Annotated in this window: 13 protein-coding genes and 1 pseudogene; 10 read left to right on the top strand and 4 right to left on the bottom strand. The window is 70.1% G+C overall.

Going from position 1 to position 15,750, the window contains the following annotated elements:
* Positions 1 to 54 precede the first annotated feature (54 nt).
* From ASF65_RS10810 to ASF65_RS10800, 3 genes and pseudogenes are all read right to left on the bottom strand, one after another.
* On the bottom strand, positions 55 to 1,284 hold the full coding sequence (locus ASF65_RS10810; RefSeq protein ID WP_055888728.1) for an efflux RND transporter periplasmic adaptor subunit: 1,230 nt from the start codon (positions 1,282 to 1,284) through the stop codon (positions 55 to 57).
* A gap of 82 nt (positions 1,285 to 1,366) precedes the next feature.
* Entirely contained in the window at positions 1,367 to 1,672 is a 306-nt protein-coding gene (locus ASF65_RS10805) for a hypothetical protein (protein WP_055888725.1), read from the bottom strand.
* Positions 1,673 to 1,984: 312 nt separating this feature from the next.
* Positions 1,985 to 2,887 (bottom strand): annotated as a pseudogene (locus ASF65_RS10800) (LysR family transcriptional regulator).
* A 142-nt stretch (positions 2,888 to 3,029) separates the two neighbouring features.
* Between ASF65_RS10800 and ASF65_RS10795 the strand changes: the two are divergent.
* From ASF65_RS10795 to ASF65_RS10785, 3 genes are all read left to right on the top strand, one after another.
* Entirely contained in the window at positions 3,030 to 3,758 is a 729-nt protein-coding gene (locus ASF65_RS10795; RefSeq protein ID WP_055888723.1) for an SDR family oxidoreductase, read from the top strand.
* Positions 3,758 to 4,075, top strand: coding sequence for an Atu4866 domain-containing protein (locus ASF65_RS10790; protein ID WP_082505398.1), 318 nt, complete (start codon positions 3,758 to 3,760; stop codon positions 4,073 to 4,075). The genes ASF65_RS10795 and ASF65_RS10790 overlap by 1 nt, the downstream gene beginning before the upstream one ends.
* Positions 4,076 to 4,246: 171 nt before the next feature.
* Complete coding sequence (locus ASF65_RS10785) at positions 4,247 to 6,136, top strand: autotransporter domain-containing protein (protein WP_055888722.1); 1,890 nt, start codon at positions 4,247 to 4,249, stop codon at positions 6,134 to 6,136.
* 48 nt (positions 6,137 to 6,184) lie between these two features.
* On the opposite strand, the gene ASF65_RS10780 is transcribed toward ASF65_RS10785, so the two are convergent.
* Complete coding sequence (locus ASF65_RS10780; protein WP_055888721.1) at positions 6,185 to 7,489, bottom strand: FAD-binding oxidoreductase; 1,305 nt, start codon at positions 7,487 to 7,489, stop codon at positions 6,185 to 6,187.
* 356 nt (positions 7,490 to 7,845) lie between these two features.
* Here ASF65_RS10780 and ASF65_RS10775 point away from each other — a divergent pair, with 356 nt between their 5' ends.
* The 7 genes from ASF65_RS10775 to ASF65_RS10745 are packed head-to-tail and all read left to right on the top strand — an operon-like array spanning position 7,846 to position 15,700.
* Positions 7,846 to 8,940, top strand: coding sequence for a transporter substrate-binding protein (locus ASF65_RS10775; RefSeq protein WP_055888720.1), 1,095 nt, complete (start codon positions 7,846 to 7,848; stop codon positions 8,938 to 8,940).
* Entirely contained in the window at positions 8,937 to 9,542 is a 606-nt protein-coding gene (locus tag ASF65_RS10770; protein WP_055888719.1) for an ANTAR domain-containing protein, read from the top strand. The genes ASF65_RS10775 and ASF65_RS10770 overlap by 4 nt, the downstream gene beginning before the upstream one ends.
* Complete coding sequence (locus ASF65_RS10765) at positions 9,520 to 10,428, top strand: ABC transporter permease (protein ID WP_055888718.1); 909 nt, start codon at positions 9,520 to 9,522, stop codon at positions 10,426 to 10,428. Before ASF65_RS10770 ends, ASF65_RS10765 begins: the two co-directional genes overlap by 23 nt.
* A complete protein-coding gene (locus tag ASF65_RS10760) occupies positions 10,428 to 11,348 on the top strand; it encodes an ABC transporter permease (protein ID WP_055888717.1) in 921 nt (306 codons plus the stop codon). The genes ASF65_RS10765 and ASF65_RS10760 overlap by 1 nt, the downstream gene beginning before the upstream one ends.
* A 14-nt stretch (positions 11,349 to 11,362) precedes the next feature.
* Positions 11,363 to 12,979 carry an ABC transporter substrate-binding protein gene (locus ASF65_RS10755; RefSeq protein WP_082505397.1) on the top strand — a complete coding sequence of 539 codons (1,617 nt, stop codon included), beginning with the start codon at positions 11,363 to 11,365 and terminating at the stop codon, positions 12,977 to 12,979.
* Position 12,980: 1 nt separating this feature from the next.
* Complete coding sequence (locus ASF65_RS10750; protein ID WP_055888715.1) at positions 12,981 to 13,925, top strand: acetamidase/formamidase family protein; 945 nt, start codon at positions 12,981 to 12,983, stop codon at positions 13,923 to 13,925.
* Complete coding sequence (locus ASF65_RS10745; RefSeq protein WP_055888713.1) at positions 13,925 to 15,700, top strand: ABC transporter ATP-binding protein; 1,776 nt, start codon at positions 13,925 to 13,927, stop codon at positions 15,698 to 15,700. Before ASF65_RS10750 ends, ASF65_RS10745 begins: the two co-directional genes overlap by 1 nt.
* Positions 15,701 to 15,750 lie beyond the last annotated feature (50 nt).

Below are 15,750 nucleotides of genomic sequence, written 5' to 3'. Positions count from 1 at the left end.
TGGACGAGGGGCGGCCCCGGGGGAGCGGGAGACACTCCGCCGGGGGCCTCGGGGTCAGCGCGTGGCGGGGCCGTCCGCGCTGGCCTGCCGGTCGAGGCTGCGGCCGGTCTCCATCGAGACCATCTGGGGGGCGACCTTCGCGCCGGGGCGCAGACGCTGCAGGCCGTTGACGACGACGCGCTCGTCGGCAGCGAGGCCGCTCTCGACGACGCGCATGTCGCCGGTGGCGGCGCCAAGGCGGACCTCGCGATATTCGACCGTGTCCGTGTCGTCGACCACCAGCACGTAGCGCTTGTCCTGGTCGGTGCCGACCGCCCGCTCGGACACGAGGATCGCCGGCTCCGAGCGCGGCTCACCGAGCCGGACCTTGGCGAACTGGCCGGGCATCAGCGTACCGTCGGCGTTCGGAAAGGCGACGCGGATGCCGACGGTCCCGTTGGCGGGGTCGACGGTCGGATCGACGAACTGAATGTGACCCTCGACGCTCTCGCCGGCCTCGCGATCGAGCCGGGCCGGAACGTGTTGGAGCCCGTCCATGCCGCCAGCCGACTGGAGGAGGCGCTGCACGCTCGCCTCGTCGGCATCGATCGTGGCGTAGATCGGGTCGACCGACACCATGCGGGCGAGGACCGGCGAGGCGGCTCCGGCGGACACGAGGTTGCCGCTGGTGACGAGGAGGCGGCCGATCCGCCCGGAAACCGGTGCGCGGATTTCGGTGTAGGAGAGGTCGAGCTCGGCGCTGCGCAGGGTCGCGGCGGCGGCGGCGAGTTGGGCCTCGGCTTCCGCTGCGGCCTGCACCCGGCGCTCGTATTCCGAACCGGCGATGGTCCGGTTGCCCTGCAACTGAGCGCCGCGATCGCGTTCACCGACGGCGAAGGCTAGTCGCGCTTGTGCCGCCTGGATGTCCGACCGGGCCCGCTCGACGGCGGTCCGGTAGGGCTCGGGATCGATGGTGACGAGGAGCGCGCCCTTCTCGACCAGCGCACCCTCCGAGAAATGGGTGGCGAGCACCGCCCCCGCGACGCGCGAGCGGATATCGACCCGCTCCACGGCCTCGAGGCGGCCGGAATGGCGGGACCAGAGCTCGACCGGGCGGCGCTCGACGCGGGCGACCGAGGCCGGCACGGCGGGCGGGGGCGAGGCCTGTGTGGTTTCGGCCCCGGCCGCCGGTCGCGGTTCGTGCGCGATCACGCCCAGCCCCAGGAAGGTGAAGGCGAAGGCTGCCGCGACGAGGCTGGCCATGACGGCGGCGATGCCGTTCAGGACGACATGAAGTTTGGACATGGGACTTCCTTCATCGAGGCGGAAAGGCGAGAGGCGAGGGGGCCGCCGGACGGCCGCGGGAACGCCGCCGGCGGCCGCTTCGTCAGAAGCTGTCGGAACCCGGGACGATGGCGCCGCCGCGGGCGAAGCCGGCCGTCACGCGGGCCTCGCCGGTCCCGGCGTCGCCGGCCGGCACGAAGGACTGCGAACGCACCGTCCGGCCGCCCTGGTAGCCGTAGGAGCTTTCCGAACGGTCGCGCGCGCCGGCGCGGCCGGTCACGACCGAATGGTCCGCGACGGCCTGGGCGTCGCGGACGCCGAGATCGGAGCCGGGGACGAGATCGGCGGCGGACGCGAAGCCGGCGGACAGGAGGAGTGCGGCAGAGGCAGAGAGAAGAAGGCGGGGCATGGAACGATCTCCAGAAATTGGGGCGCAAGTGTCCGCTGCCGCGACATGGGAGGGTGCGCGGGCTTGGCGGGTTCGCGGTGCGGGATCGAAGAGGCGCAACGCAGGACGCGCGACCTCTCCCTGCCGGCCGCGGAATGCGCCGGCTTCGAATGCCGTCGGTCGACGCGAGAGGACCGGCGATTCTTGGAAACCGCGACCCCTTCGGTTCATTACCGATCGGTATGGAAAGAGCTAAGGCTTCATCCGCGCCCTGTCAACGGGATAATTTACCGGTGGGTATAAAAGTTTTCGGGCCAGCGCAGCGGGGTGTCTTCAGCGCTGCGCCCGGCGATGCTGCGCGAGGTGGTCGACGAAGGCGCGCAGGCGCGGCGGCATGTTACGTCGGCTGGGGTAGTAGAGGAAGAAGCCCGGAAACGACGATCAGAAGGGCTCCAGAACCGGGACGAGGACGCCGCTCGCCAGATCGGCCTGGAACGTCTCCTCCATGCCGAAGCAGATACCCGCGCCGGCCCGCGCCAGCTGCACCATCAGGCGCATGTCGTTCGTGGTGATCTCGGGCTCGACCGCGACCGCGAAATCGCGCCCGTCCTCCGTGAACTCCCAGCGATAGGGCGCGGCGCGTGGTGCCGGGCGCCAGCCGATGCAGCGATGGTTGACCAGCTCGCGCGGGTGAGCCGGCGCGCCGGCTCTTGCGAGGTAGCCGGGTGTCGCGACCGCGACCTGTCGCTGATCGCCGGACACGGGCACGGCGATCATGTCCGCTTCGATCACCTCGCCGAGCCGCACCCCGGCATCGAACCCTTCGGCGACGATGTCGAACTCCTCGTCGGTGACGAGGACGTCGAGCTGAACCGCCGGATGGGCCGCCGAGAAGCTCGCCAGCAGTGAACCCGAGAGCACGCCTTCGGCGATCGACGAGACGGCCAGCCGCAACTGACCGCGCACCTTGGCGCGATGGGCCCGCACGCCGTCCAGCGCGGCGCGCATGTCGGCGATCGCGGGCGCGATCTCGTCGCGCAGCCGCTCGCCTTCCTCGGTCAGGCTCATGCTCCGGGTCGTGCGGCGCACCAGCAACACGCCGAGTTCGGCCTCGAGACGACGGAGCGACTGGCTGATCGCCGACCGCGTGACGCCGAGGCGATCGGCGGCGGCGCGCAGGCTCGTCTCCTCGGCGATGACCGCGAAGACGGCGAGGGTGTTGAGGTCGTCCCGCATTGGTGAGTTCGCCTTACCAGCGCGTGAAGCAGAAGCCGGCTTCTGGCGACAATGGCGCGGGTCTATCTCCCTGGCAACCGCTCCTGACGGCGTCCGAGCCGGATCCGGCGCGGTCCATCCCCCTTCTGAAAGGACATCACCCATGGCTCTCGATAAGGTCGTTCTCATCACCGGCGCCTCCTCCGGCATTGGCGAAGGCATCGCGCGTGAACTTGCCGGCGCCGGCGCCACGCTGATGCTGGGGGCCCGCCGAACCGATCGGCTGGATGCGCTCGCCGACGAACTCCGCCGCACCGGTGCGCGCGTGGCGAACCGCCGCCTCGACGTCACCGACCGCGCCGACGTCGCGGCCTTCGCCGAGGCCGGACGTGCCGCCTTCGGCCGGGTCGATGCGATCGTCAACAATGCCGGCGTCATGCCGCTGTCGCCGCTCGCCGCGCTGAAGGTCGACGAGTGGGACCGGATGATCGACGTCAACGTGAAGGGCGTCCTCTACGGCATCGCGGCCGTCCTGCCGGAGATGACGGCGCGCGGCTCCGGCCACGTCGTCAACATCGCCTCGATCGGTGCGCTCGCCGTGTCGCCGACGGCCGCGGTCTACTGCGCGACCAAGTTCGCGGTGCGCGCCATCTCGGACGGGCTGCGGCAGGAGCGGCAGGACATCCGCGTGACCTGCATCCATCCGGGCGTCGTCGAGAGCGAACTCGCCTCCACCATCACCGACCGCGACGCGGCGACGCTGATGGAGAGCTATCGCTCGATCGCGCTCAAACCGGACGCCATCGGCCGCGCGGTGCGCTTCGCACTGGAGCAGCCGGCGGACGTCGACGTCAGCGAGGTGGTCGTGCGCCCGCTCCGGTCGGCGCACTGATGCGCCGGCTCGTCCTTGCGGGCGCCGCCCTCGCGGCGTCCGTCCTTCCGTCTCATGCCGAGGAGGCCGGCATGCCGGACCAGAGCCATCCCTATGTCGGCCTGTGGGTGACCGACGACGGCCACGTGCGCCACGAGCTTCTCCCGAACGGTCGCTACGACGAAGCGCGCGGCACGCGCGAGAGCGACTATCGGGGACGGTACGAGGTATCGGGCACCCATATCGAGTACTGGGACGACACCGGCTTCACCGCCGACGGCGACTTCGTCGACGCCGATACGCTGCAACATGGCGGCATGGTGTTGCGCCGTCGCTAAGCGAAGCCGAGCTGCCGCAGCGGGGAAAGCCTGCGGCGGCGCGGCCACAGGGCCGCCACAATCGGGCCTTGCGGCACGGGGTGTTTTCACAATCCGCTGTCGCCGCACCGCGCCGTCTTGCATGCTCCCGTCGGACCGGCTGCGGGGGCCTGCCGGAGGGGGACGTTACGCATGAGCCGTATCGATTGCCGGGCCGTTCTGGCCGCCACCACCGCGCTTCTCGTCGCCGGTACCGCGCTGCCCGCGCTGGCGCAGGTCGCCGGGCCCGTCATCAGCTTCGGCGACTCCTTGTCCGACAACGGCAACCTCTACCTTCTGACCGGCCGGCCCGCATCGCCGCCCTACTTCGCCGGTCGCTTCTCGAACGGGCCGGTCTTCACCGAATACCTCAACGGCGGTCCGATGCAGCAGGCGGGCGCGGCGACCCTGGCGGGCGTGCGGATCAATCCCGAGCTGTCGCAGAACTATGCGTTCGGCAACGCCCGCACCGATCGTCTGGACGGCCTGCTGCCGCCGGGAATCCCCGCGCAGATCGACGCGTTCGAACTGCAGGACGGGCGCTTCGGCGCGAGCGACGTCGTCACCCTCTTCGGCGGCGCCAACAACATCATCCACGAGATCAACACGCCCGGCGCGACCGCCGCGCTGGTCGGCGCCGAAGCCGTGGCGTCGGCCGGTGATGTCGCCGCCTCGCTCGCCCGCCTCGGTCGTCTCGGCGCGCCCACGGTCGCCGTTCTCAACCTACCCGACATCGGCGCGACGCCGGCCTTTTCGGGCACGCTCCAGGGGTCGGTGGCCGGAACGCTCGCCACCAACGCCTTCAACACCGCGCTGCGGGCCGGCGTGACGCAGGTCGCAACGGCGCTGCCGAACACCGACGTCGTCCTCGTCGACGTCCAGCGCCTCGGGGCGCTGGTCGCCAGCGATCCGGCACGTTTCGGCATCCTCAACACCCGCGACGCCTGCCTGTCGACGCCGGCCTGCGCGGCCGCGCCCGCGAGCGTCCAGAACACTTATCTCTACTGGGACGGCATCCATCCGACGACCGGCGTCCACCGCCTGTTCTCTCAGCTCGTCGAGGACTACCTGTCGGTCGGAACCACCGCCGCGGCGGTCGGCTCGCTGATGGAGACCGCGCTGCTCGACCGCATGAGCGCGAACGAGGCGGTGCGCGACCGGGCCCGCGTCGCAGCGCTTCGCCTGCCGCCGCCGGCCACCGGCTCGGACGCGGCAATCGCCGTGCCGTTCTCCGACCTCTACGTCTCGCTCGGCGGCAGCCGCTTCGAGCGCGATGGCGCGCGAGACTATCGCTTCGACAACGGCTCGGTCCGCATCGGCTACGACCATCGCCTCAACGACCGGGTCCTGATCGGCGGCGCGCTGTCGGCCGCGGCCGGCGAGGTGGACGATGCGCGCCTCACCTACGACACCTTGTCCTTCGCCGCCGACCTCTACGCCACCGCGCTGTTCGGCCCGGCCTACGTCACCCTGTCGGGCGGCGTCGCGCATCACGACTACGAGGATCTCGACCGGCGCACGCTGGTCTCGACCGTCACCAATCGCGGCACGGACACCAACGGCGTGTCGGCCAATATCGGCCTCGAGGCCGGGTACGGTTTCCAGGCCGGCGCCTTCACGATCACGCCCGCGCTCGGGCTCGACTATCTCTATTCCGACGCGGACGGCTATGCCGAGAGCGGCGCGGCGGCCGAAATCGTCTATGGCGACACGCAGCGCAACGCGCTGCTCGGCTCGGCGAACCTGCACCTCGGCTATGTCACCGATCTCGGCGGGCGTCCGCTCGCGCTGACCGGCCGCATCGGCTACGAGGACATCCTCACCGAGGACGACGCGCGCGTTTCGGCGGCGATCACCGGCGGCATCACCCGCGCACGCTCCAGCGCGCTCGACGATCTGGCCGCCCGCGGTTTCGTGGCGGGTGTCGGCGCCGATGCGGGCCTGACCGATCGCCTGTCGCTCACCGGCCGCTATTCCTACGGCACCAGCTCCGACATCGACACCAGCCATGTCGGCGAGATCGGCCTGAAGTACCGCTTCTGACGAGAGGCGGGTGCGACTCGGCGGGCTACCGCGCCCGCCCAGCCGCCCTCAGACGGCGGTGCCGAGCTTGATGCGGCTGAGGTCGGAAAAGCGCGGGATCGCGTAATCCTCCGTGCCGACCACCGTCGGGCGGCCGGTCAGCACCTCGGCGGCGAGGCGTCCCGCCCCCGGCCCGATGCCGAAGCCGTGGCCCGAGAAGCCGGTCGCCACAACGACGTTGGGATCGGCCTCGATCCGGTCGATATAGGGGATCGCGTCGGGGGTGACGTCGATATAGCCGGCCCAGCGCTGGAGGATCCGCGCGCCGCCGAGCGCCGGAAAGAAGCCGGCGGCCTTTCGCAGAAGGGCCCCTCCGTCGCCGGCGCGGGGTCGGGGGTCGAGCATCCGCGCGCCGGTATAGGATCGAGGCGCCAGCGTCTCGCGGAAGGACTGGAGCGCGATGTGCGGACGGATGCCGCGACCCTGCTGGCGCAGCATCGGCGCGAACTCGCGCAGGAAGCGGAGGCTGTCGGGCGTCAGCGGCGCATCGTAGGTCGAGCTGTCGGCGATCGTGTAGCCGCCGTCGAGGCGCTTGCGGACGCCGATCTTGTCGATCCAGATCGAGGCCTCGGGGCCACCCTCGACCGCCGACGTGCGGCACACGGAGCCGAGGACCTTCAGCTGCGGCAGGCGCAGGCCAAGGCTGCGGCAGAAGGCGCTGGACCAAGCGCCGGCCGCCACGAGAACGCCGGAACATTCGATTCGCCCGTGCTCGGTAAGGACGGCATCGACCCGTCCGCCCGACCGCTCGACGCTGGTGACGGCCGAGGGCGCGAGAACGGTCAGGCCTTTGGCCTTGGCGGCGCGCACGATGGCCGGGACGGCGAGCTGAGGTTCGGCCCGGCCGTCGCTGGCGACGAAGAGGCCGAGGCGCTGGCGCAGCGGCGCGTCGCGCGTCACCTCGCGCAGGCGCGCGCCCGTCAGGATCTCGGCGTCGACACCCTGCGGCCGGGCCATCCGGGCCCAGGCCTCGAACGAGGCTTCCTCTTCGGCGGTCTCGGCGACGAAGAGTGTGCCGTGCTGGCGAAAGCCGACATCGGCGCCCACCATCTCAGCCATCCTGCGCCACAGGTGCAGGCTCTCGACGATGAGCGGCACCTCGCGCTCGTCGCGCCCGGCCTGCCGGCACCAGCCCCAGTTGCGGCTGGACTGCTCGCCGGCCACCTGGCCCTTTTCGCACAGGACGACGGAATGGCCGGCCTCGACAAGATGAAGAGCGGCCGCCGCCCCGATGATGCCGCCGCCGACGACGACGAAATCCACCTTGGCCGGCACGCGCGTGTCGCTGGCGACGAGATCGAGATGAGGTCCCATAATTGGTCTTCGTAGAGCAAACCGGGCAAGGGGCGGTCAAGCCTCGCTATGACGACAGGCGTGGATCACGGCGCCGGGCTTGGGGCTTGCCGAGTTGTGCAGGGACCGGCGCCGTGGCACGCTCACCAATCCTCTCGGCGATATCCGCCGTGCGACGGTCGTCTACCACTCTGCCTATAAAATAGGCAGGCCTTCGTTCTCATCAAAGTGGTTGACGTCGTCGTGATCCTGTCGCAGGATCACGGGACATACCGGCCTTGCCTGCCGGACGGCATTCGAGCCCCGTCGGTCCGACGCGACGCCCCTCCGGCATCGCGGCGCGCCTGCGGGGCTTTTTCGTTTCGGGAACTGCGGACTTGAAACAACCCATCGACATCGGCGTCCTGTTCTCCCGCTCCGGCAGCTATGACCGGCTCGGCGAGGCATGCAGCGAGGGCGCGATGGGGGCGATCGAGGCGGTCAATGCCGATCCCGCGCGGCGCATCCGCTTCCGCGTTGCCGAGCGCGATCCGGCCGGACGGATCGAAGCCTATGCACCGCTCTGCGCCGATCTCCTCGTCACCGAGGGCGTGCGCCACGTCGTCGGCTGCATCACCTCCTGGAGCCGGAAGGACGTCATTCCGGTTCTGGAAAAGCACGGTGGCCTGCTCTGGTACCCCGCGCCTTACGAGGGTTTCGAGGCGAACGAGCACGTCGTCTACCTGAACGCCGCGCCCAACCAGCACCTCGTGCCGCTCGTGGCGCATGTCGCCGCGCGATACGGGCGCGACGCCTTTCTCGTCGGTTCGAACTACATCTGGGGCTGGGAGATGAACCGCATCGCCCGCGATCTCGTGGCCGATGCCGGCGGAGAGGTGAGGGGCGAGCGCTACCTCGCGCTCGGCGACACCGACGTCGGCCGGCTCGTCGCCGAGATCCGCGCGACCGCGCCGGACTTCGTTCTCAACAACCTGATCGGCCCGTCCTCCTATGCGTTCTATGAGGCCTATGCGGCGCTCGGGCGCGATGACGAGCGCTTCCGGCCCGAGCGGCGCCCGATCGTCTCGTGCAACCTGACCGAGGCGGAACTGCCCTCCATCGCGCCCTTTGGCGACGGGCACCTCTCCTCGCTTCCCTTCGTCCACGATGGCGCGCCGGGACCCCGCTCGTCCTTCGAGGCGGCGGCCCATGCCGCGGTCACCGTGCTCGCCGACGCGATCGAGGCCGTAGGCACGGACGAGCCGTCGGCGGTCCGCCGTGCGATGGGGGCAGGCATCCGTCAGACGGCGCTCGGGCCCATCCGCGTCGATCCGCTGACGCAGCACACGGCGCTGCCCGTTCGGATCGCCCGCGTGCGCGGCGAAGGGTTCGAGGTGCTGGAGGAAAGCCGCGGGCGCGTCGAGCCCGACCCCTACCTGTCGCACTACGATCCGGTGGCCACCTTCCGGCCCTCGCTGAGGCTGGTGAAATGACCCGGCGCGCGCGCATTCCCCATCTCGGCGGCGCCAGGGCCGTCGTCCTCCATCGCGAGCACGCCTCGGTCGAGGTCCTGATCCGCCAGCTCGGCGCGATCGGCCTCGAGGTCGAGCAGGCCTGGCCCGATCTCCCCGCGACCGCCGCCGGTGCGGACTTCCTGTTCTTCGACGTCGACCACGGCTTCGACGAGCAGTTTCCTTGGAAGGCCGGCGAGGCGCCGATGCCGCTCGTCGCCCTGATCGGTTCGGAAGCGCCGGGGCGCATCGAATGGGCGCTGTCGCTGCAGGCTGACGCGCAGATCGTCAAACCCGTCGGCAACGCGGGCGTCTACTCGGCGCTCCTGATCGCGCGGCGCGCCTTCGACGAGCGGCGGCGGCTCAGCGAGGAGATCGCCTCGCTTCGCCGGCGCATCGGCGAGCGCCAGACCATCGTGCGCGCCGTCGTCGCGCTGTCGGGGGCCGGCATCGGCGAGGAGCAGGCCTATGCGCAGCTTCGCGCGCTCGCCATGGGCTGGCAGGTCAGCCTCGAGGACGCCGCCCGCCGCATCGTCGAACTCAAGACCACGGAGGCCTCGGATGAGCGTCCTCGTCTCGCCTGACACCTCGGCAGTCCCGCCCTCCGCGCCGGTCGGCGGCGAGGGCGTCCTGAAGCGCCTCCTGTCGCGCAAGCTCGGCGTCCTCGGCCTCGTCGTCATCGCGGTCGTGGTGCTGGCCGCGATCTTCGCGCCGATGATCGCCCCGTTCGACCCGAACGAGCAGTTCTTCGACGGCCTGTCGCTCGAAGGCTCGCCGCTGCCGCCGTCGGCGACCTACTGGCTCGGCACCGACCTTCTCGGCCGCGACCTCTTCTCGCGCCTCCTCTACGGCGCGCGCAACTCGCTCGTCATCGGCATCGTCGCCAACGGGGCGGCGCTCGTCATCGGGACGCTGGTGGGCGTCGTCGCCGGCTACTATCGCGGCGTCGTCGGCTCCCTCCTGATGCGCTTCACCGACCTGATGATGGCGTTCCCGGCGCTGCTTCTGGCGATCTGCCTCGCCGCCGTGCTGCGGCCGAGCCTCTGGATCGTCGCGCTCGTCATCGCGCTCGTGAACTGGGTGCAGGTGGCGCGCGTCGTCTATTCCGAGACGCGCTCGCTCGCCGAGCGCGAGTTCATCCAGGCCGAGGTGACGCTCGGCGCCAGTTCCTCGCGCATCCTGTTCCGGCACGTTCTGCCGCACCTCACCTCGACGGTCATCGTCTACGGCACGCTCGGCATCTCGACGACGGTTCTCCTCGAGGCGACGCTCTCCTTCCTCGGCGTCGGGGTGCAGCCGCCGGACGCCTCGTGGGGCAACATCATCTTCGAGAACCAGACCTACTTCCAGGCGGCCCCCTGGCTGGTCTTCTTCCCGGGCGCGGCGATCCTCCTTCTCGCGCTCGCCTTCAACCTCGTCGGCGACGCGCTGCGTGATGCGCTCGACCCGACCGAAGAGGGGCGCGGCTGATGGCGGTCTATCTCGCGCGGCGGCTCGTGCAGGCCGTCCTCATCCTGATCGGCGTCAGCCTCATCACCTTCGTGCTTCTCTACCTCTTGCCGGCCGACCCGGCGCGGCAGATCGCGGGTCGCACGGCGACCGCCGCGCAGGTCGCCAACATTCGCAGCCAGCTCGGGCTCGACCAGCCGTTCTTCATCCAGTATGCGCGCTATCTCGGCAACCTCGTGCAGGGCGACCTCGGGCGCTCCTACCTTCAGCGCTCGGAGGTGGCGGACCTCATCTGGGCGCGGCTTCCCGCCAGCCTCCTCCTCATGCTGGCCGCGATCGTCTGCGAACTCGTGCTCGGCCTGACGATGGGCATCCTGGCCGCCGTGCGGCGCGGGCGGGCGAGCGACCACGCGCTGATGGTGACGTCCTTCGTCACCGTCTCGGCGCCGCAGTTCGTGGTCGGGCTGCTTCTCCTCTACGTCTTCGCCGTCAAGCTCGGCTGGTTTCCGATCGGCGGCTACGGCACCGTCTCCCATCTCGTGCTGCCGGCGCTGACGCTCGGCATCCTCGGCGCCGGCTGGTACGCGCGGATGATGCGCTCCTCGATGGTGGACGTCCTGCGCCAGGACTACATGCGCACCGCCCGCGCCAAGGGCCTGAAGCGCTGGACCATTCTCCTGCGCCACGCGCTGCCCAACGCCATCCTGCCGATCATCGCGATGATCGGCATCGACATCGGCCTCTTCATGAGCGGCATCGTGGTGGTGGAGAGCGTCTTCGGCTGGCCGGGCATCGGGCAGCTTGCCTGGCAGGCGATCCAGCGCGTCGACCTGCCGATCATCATGGGCGTCACGCTCGTCTCCGCCCTCGCCATCGTGATCGGCAACCTCGTGGCCGATCTCGTCGCCCCCTTCGTCGACCCCCGCATCAAGCTCCAGTGAAAGGAAGCCCGCTCATGCTCGCTCGTCTCAAGCGCGGCGCCGCAGCGCTCGCCATCTCCGCCGCCGTCCTGTCCGCGCCGATGGTGGCGCTTGCGCAGGACGGCGACACGATCACCGTCACCTACAAGGACGACATCGCGACGCTCGATCCCGCGATCGGCTACGACTGGCAGAACTTCTCGATGATCAAGGCGATCTTCGACGGGCTGATGGACTACGAGCCCGGCACCGCCAAGCTGCGGCCGGGTCTGGCGGAGTCCTACGAGATCTCGCCGGACGGCAAGGTCTTCACCTTCAAGCTGCGCGACGGCGTCAAATTCCATAACGGCCGCGCGATGACGGCCGAGGACGTGAAATACTCGTTCGAGCGCACGGTGAACCCGGCCACCCAGTCGCCGGGCGCAGGCTTCCTCGGCTCGATCGAGGGCTTCGAGGCGATGCAGGGCGGCACGGCCACCGAGCTGTCGGGCGTGAAGATCCTCGACCCGAAGACGGTGCAGGTGACGCTGTCGCGCCCCGACGCGACCTTCCTGTCGGTGATGGCGCTGAACTTTTCCTTCATCGTGCCGCGGGAGGAGGTCGAGAAGTCGGGCGCCGACTTCGGGCGCAACCCGGTCGGCACCGGGGCCTTCAAACTCGCCGAGTGGACGCTTGGCCAGCGTCTGGTCCTCGAGAAGAACCCGGACTACTACCGCGAAGGCGCGCCCAAGCTCGGCGGCATCACCTTCGAGATCGGCCAGGAGCCGGTGGTCTCGCTCCTGCGTGTGCAGAACGGCGAGGTCGACGTGCCGGGCGACGGCATCCCGCCGGCCAAGTTCCGCGAGGTGATGGGCAATCCGGCCGAGGCCGCGCAGGTGGTCGAGGGCGTGCAGCTCCACACCGGCTACATCACCATGAACACCAAGGCCGCGCCCTTCGACAACCTGAAGGTTCGCCAGGCCGTTAACATGGCGATCAACAAGGACCGCATCGTCCAGATCATCAACGGCCGCGCGACGCCCGCCAACCAACCGCTGCCGCCGACGATGCCCGGCTACATCCAGAATTTCGAGGGCTACAAGTACGACGTCGAGGCCGCCAAGAAGCTCCTGGCCGAGGCGGGTCATGAAGGCGGCTTCGAGACCGAGCTCTTCGTCGCCAATGTCGACCCGCAGCCGCGCATCGCGCAGGCGATCCAGCAGGATCTCGCCGCCATCGGCATCAAGGCCTCGCTCCAGAGCCTCGCGCAGGCCAACGTCATCGCCGCCGGCGGCTCGGCCGAGGGCGCGCCGATGATCTGGTCGGGCGGCATGGCCTGGATCGCCGACTTCCCCGACCCGTCGAACTTCTACGGTCCGATCCTCGGCTGCGCGGGCGCGGCGGACGGCGGCTGGAACTGGGCGAAGTACTGCAACGAGGCGCTCGACGAGAAGGCGGCCGCCGCCGACGCGATGGTCGATCCGGCGAAGGCTGCTGAGCGGGCGAGCGCCTGGGGCGAGGTCTACAAGGGCGTCATGGCCGATGCCCCTTGGGTGCCGGTGTTCAACGAAAAGCGCTACACCATGCGCTCGGCCCGGATGGGCGGCGACGACGCGCTCTACATCGACCCGGTCAACACCCCGATGAACTACCGCTACGTCGAGACCAAGTGAGATGTGCAAGGCGTGCGACTACACGATCCATGGCCGGCAGCATCATTTCGGCTGGGACAACTCGTTCGAACCGGCGCTGCGCGTGGCGCCGGGCGCGACCATCGAGTTCGAGTGCCGGGACTCCTCGGCCGGCCAGCTGACGCCGGATTCGACCGTCGAGAGCGTCACCGCTCTCGACTTCTCGAAGATCAACCCGGTCTCGGGGCCAATCTTCGTCGAGGGCGCGGAGCCGGGCGACGCGCTGAAGGTGACGATCGAGGGCTTCAAGCCGTCCGGCTTCGGCTGGACCGCCAACATTCCGGGCTTCGGCCTCCTGGCGGACCAGTTCACCGATCCGGCGCTGACGATCTGGACCTATGACCCGAACTCGCTCGAGCCGGCCGCCTTCGGCCAGCACGGGCGGGTGCCGCTGAAGCCCTTCGCCGGCACGATCGGCAATGCGCTGGCCGAGCCGGGGCACCATTCGGTGGTGCCCCCGCGCCGCGTCGGCGGCAATCTCGACATCCGCGATCTTTCGGCCGGCACCACGCTCTACCTGCCGGTCGAGGTCGCGGGCGCGCTCTTCTCCGTCGGTGACACCCACGCCGCGCAGGGCGACGGCGAGGTGTGCGGCACGGCGATCGAAAGCCCGATGAACGCGGTGCTGACGCTCGACCTCCTGAAGGGCGCCAATCTCGCCATGCCCCGGTTCACGACGCCGGGTCCCGTCACGCGCCATCTCGACGCCAAGGGCTACGAGGTGACGACGGGCGTCGGCCCGGACCTGATGACCGGCGCGCGGCAGGCGGTCGCCGACATGGTGGAGCTTCTGGCGCAGCGCTACAACCTCAACCCGGTCGACGCCTATATGCTCGTCTCGACCTGCGGCGATCTTCGCATCTCCGAGATCGTCGACATGCCGAACTGGGTCGTCTCGTTCTACTTCCCGAGGGTCGTGTTCGAGTGATGATGGGCAAGGTCCTGCCGCGCGAGGCGGTGGCCGCGGCCGCCGCCTCGGTGCTCTCGGTCCGAAACCTCACGATCTCGGTCGGGGAGGGCGCGCGGGCGCGCGTGCTGGTCGAGGCGCTGTCCTTCGACCTTGCACGCGGCGAGACGCTCTGCATCGCGGGCGAGTCCGGTTCGGGCAAGTCGCTGACCTCGCTCGCGATCATGGGCCTTCTGCCGCAGCCGGGGCCGGTGGTCGCGGCCGGTTCGATCCGTCTCGGCGAGGAGGACCTGACCGAAGCGTCCGAGAGCCGGATGCGGCGCGTGCGCGGCGACCGGATCGCGATGATCTTCCAGGAGCCGATGACCTCGCTGAACCCGGTGCTCACCGTCGGGCGCCAGCTTGTCGAGGCGATCGACGCGCATCGCGACGTGTCCGCCGCCGAGGCGAGACGCCTGGCGCTGGAAGCGTTGCAGGCCGTGCGCATCCCCGAGGCCGAGCGGCGGATGGGGCAGTATCCGCACGAATTGTCCGGCGGCATGCGCCAGCGCGTGATGATCGCGATGGCGCTGGCGCTCGAGCCCGATGTCCTGATTGCCGACGAGCCTACCACGGCGCTCGACGTGACGATCCAGGCGCAGGTCCTCGGTCTTCTCAAGGAAATCCAGGCGACGCGCGGCACTGCGCTGATCCTGATCACCCACGACATGGGCGTCGTCGCCGAGATGGCCGACCGGGTCGTCGTCATGCGGCAGGGGCGGGAAGTCGAGGCGGGGGCCGTCGCGCCCCTCTTTGCCGCGCCGAAGGAGGATTACACCCGCGCGCTTCTCGCCGCCGTGCCGCGCATGGGCGACGGTAGCGGCCGCAGGACCGTCGCGCCACAGGCCCCCGTCGCCGAAGTTCGCGATCTTCAGGTGCGCTTTCCCCTGAAGGGTGGCCTGCTGGGCCGAACGGTCGCCGAGGTCCATGCGGTCGCCGGCATCTCGTTCGACGTGCCGGCGGGCGCGACGCTCAGCCTCGTCGGCGAGAGCGGCTGCGGCAAGTCCACCACCGCCAAGGCGATCGCCGGGCTCGTGCCCTACGAAGGGCACCTCGCGGTCGGCGGCCGGTCGGGGCAGGACCTGTCGACGTCGGAGCGCAAGGCGCTGCGCCGCGACGTCCAGATGATCTTCCAGGACCCGTTCGCCTCGCTCGACCCGCGCTGGCGGGCCGGCGATCTCGTCGCCGAACCGCTGGCGGTCCACGGCATCGGGTCCGCCACTGAGCGCCGCGAGCGCGTCGCGGCCCTGTTCGAGCGCGTCGGCCTTCAGCCGGACGCGATGCGCCGCTACCCCCATCAATTCTCGGGCGGCCAGCGCCAGCGCATCTGCATCGCCCGCGCGCTGGCGCTTCGGCCGAAACTCATCATCGCCGACGAGAGCGTGTCGGCGCTCGACGTGTCGGTGCAGAAGCGCGTGCTCGAGCTCCTGAAGGAGCTTCAGGCCGAGTTCGGCATCGCCTACCTCTTCATCAGTCACGACATGGCCGTGGTCGAGAACATCTCCGATCGGGTGGCCGTGATGTATCTCGGCCAGATCGTCGAGACCGGAACGGCCGCGCAGATCTTCGGCGATCCGCGCCATGCCTACACGCGGCGGCTGATCGAGGCCGTGCCGGTCCCCGACCCCGCGCGCCGCCGCGGCGCTTTCCCGCGCCTCGTCGGCGACATTCCGAGCGCGGTGCGCCGGGCAGGCGACCCGCCGGCGCGCCTGGTGCTGACGGATGTGGGCGAGGGGCATCTCGTCGCACAAGGGTGATCGGCGCTGGTGCGGCGCGCCGGTAGCGGCCGCTTTCTCCTTTTATTGAA

Origin of the sequence: Aureimonas sp. Leaf324, assembly GCF_001423245.1 — a bacterium.
GTDB lineage: Bacteria > Pseudomonadota > Alphaproteobacteria > Rhizobiales > Rhizobiaceae > Aureimonas.
Note: the sequence above shows the minus strand (reverse complement) of the source record. Positions and strands in the feature narration are given on the sequence as shown.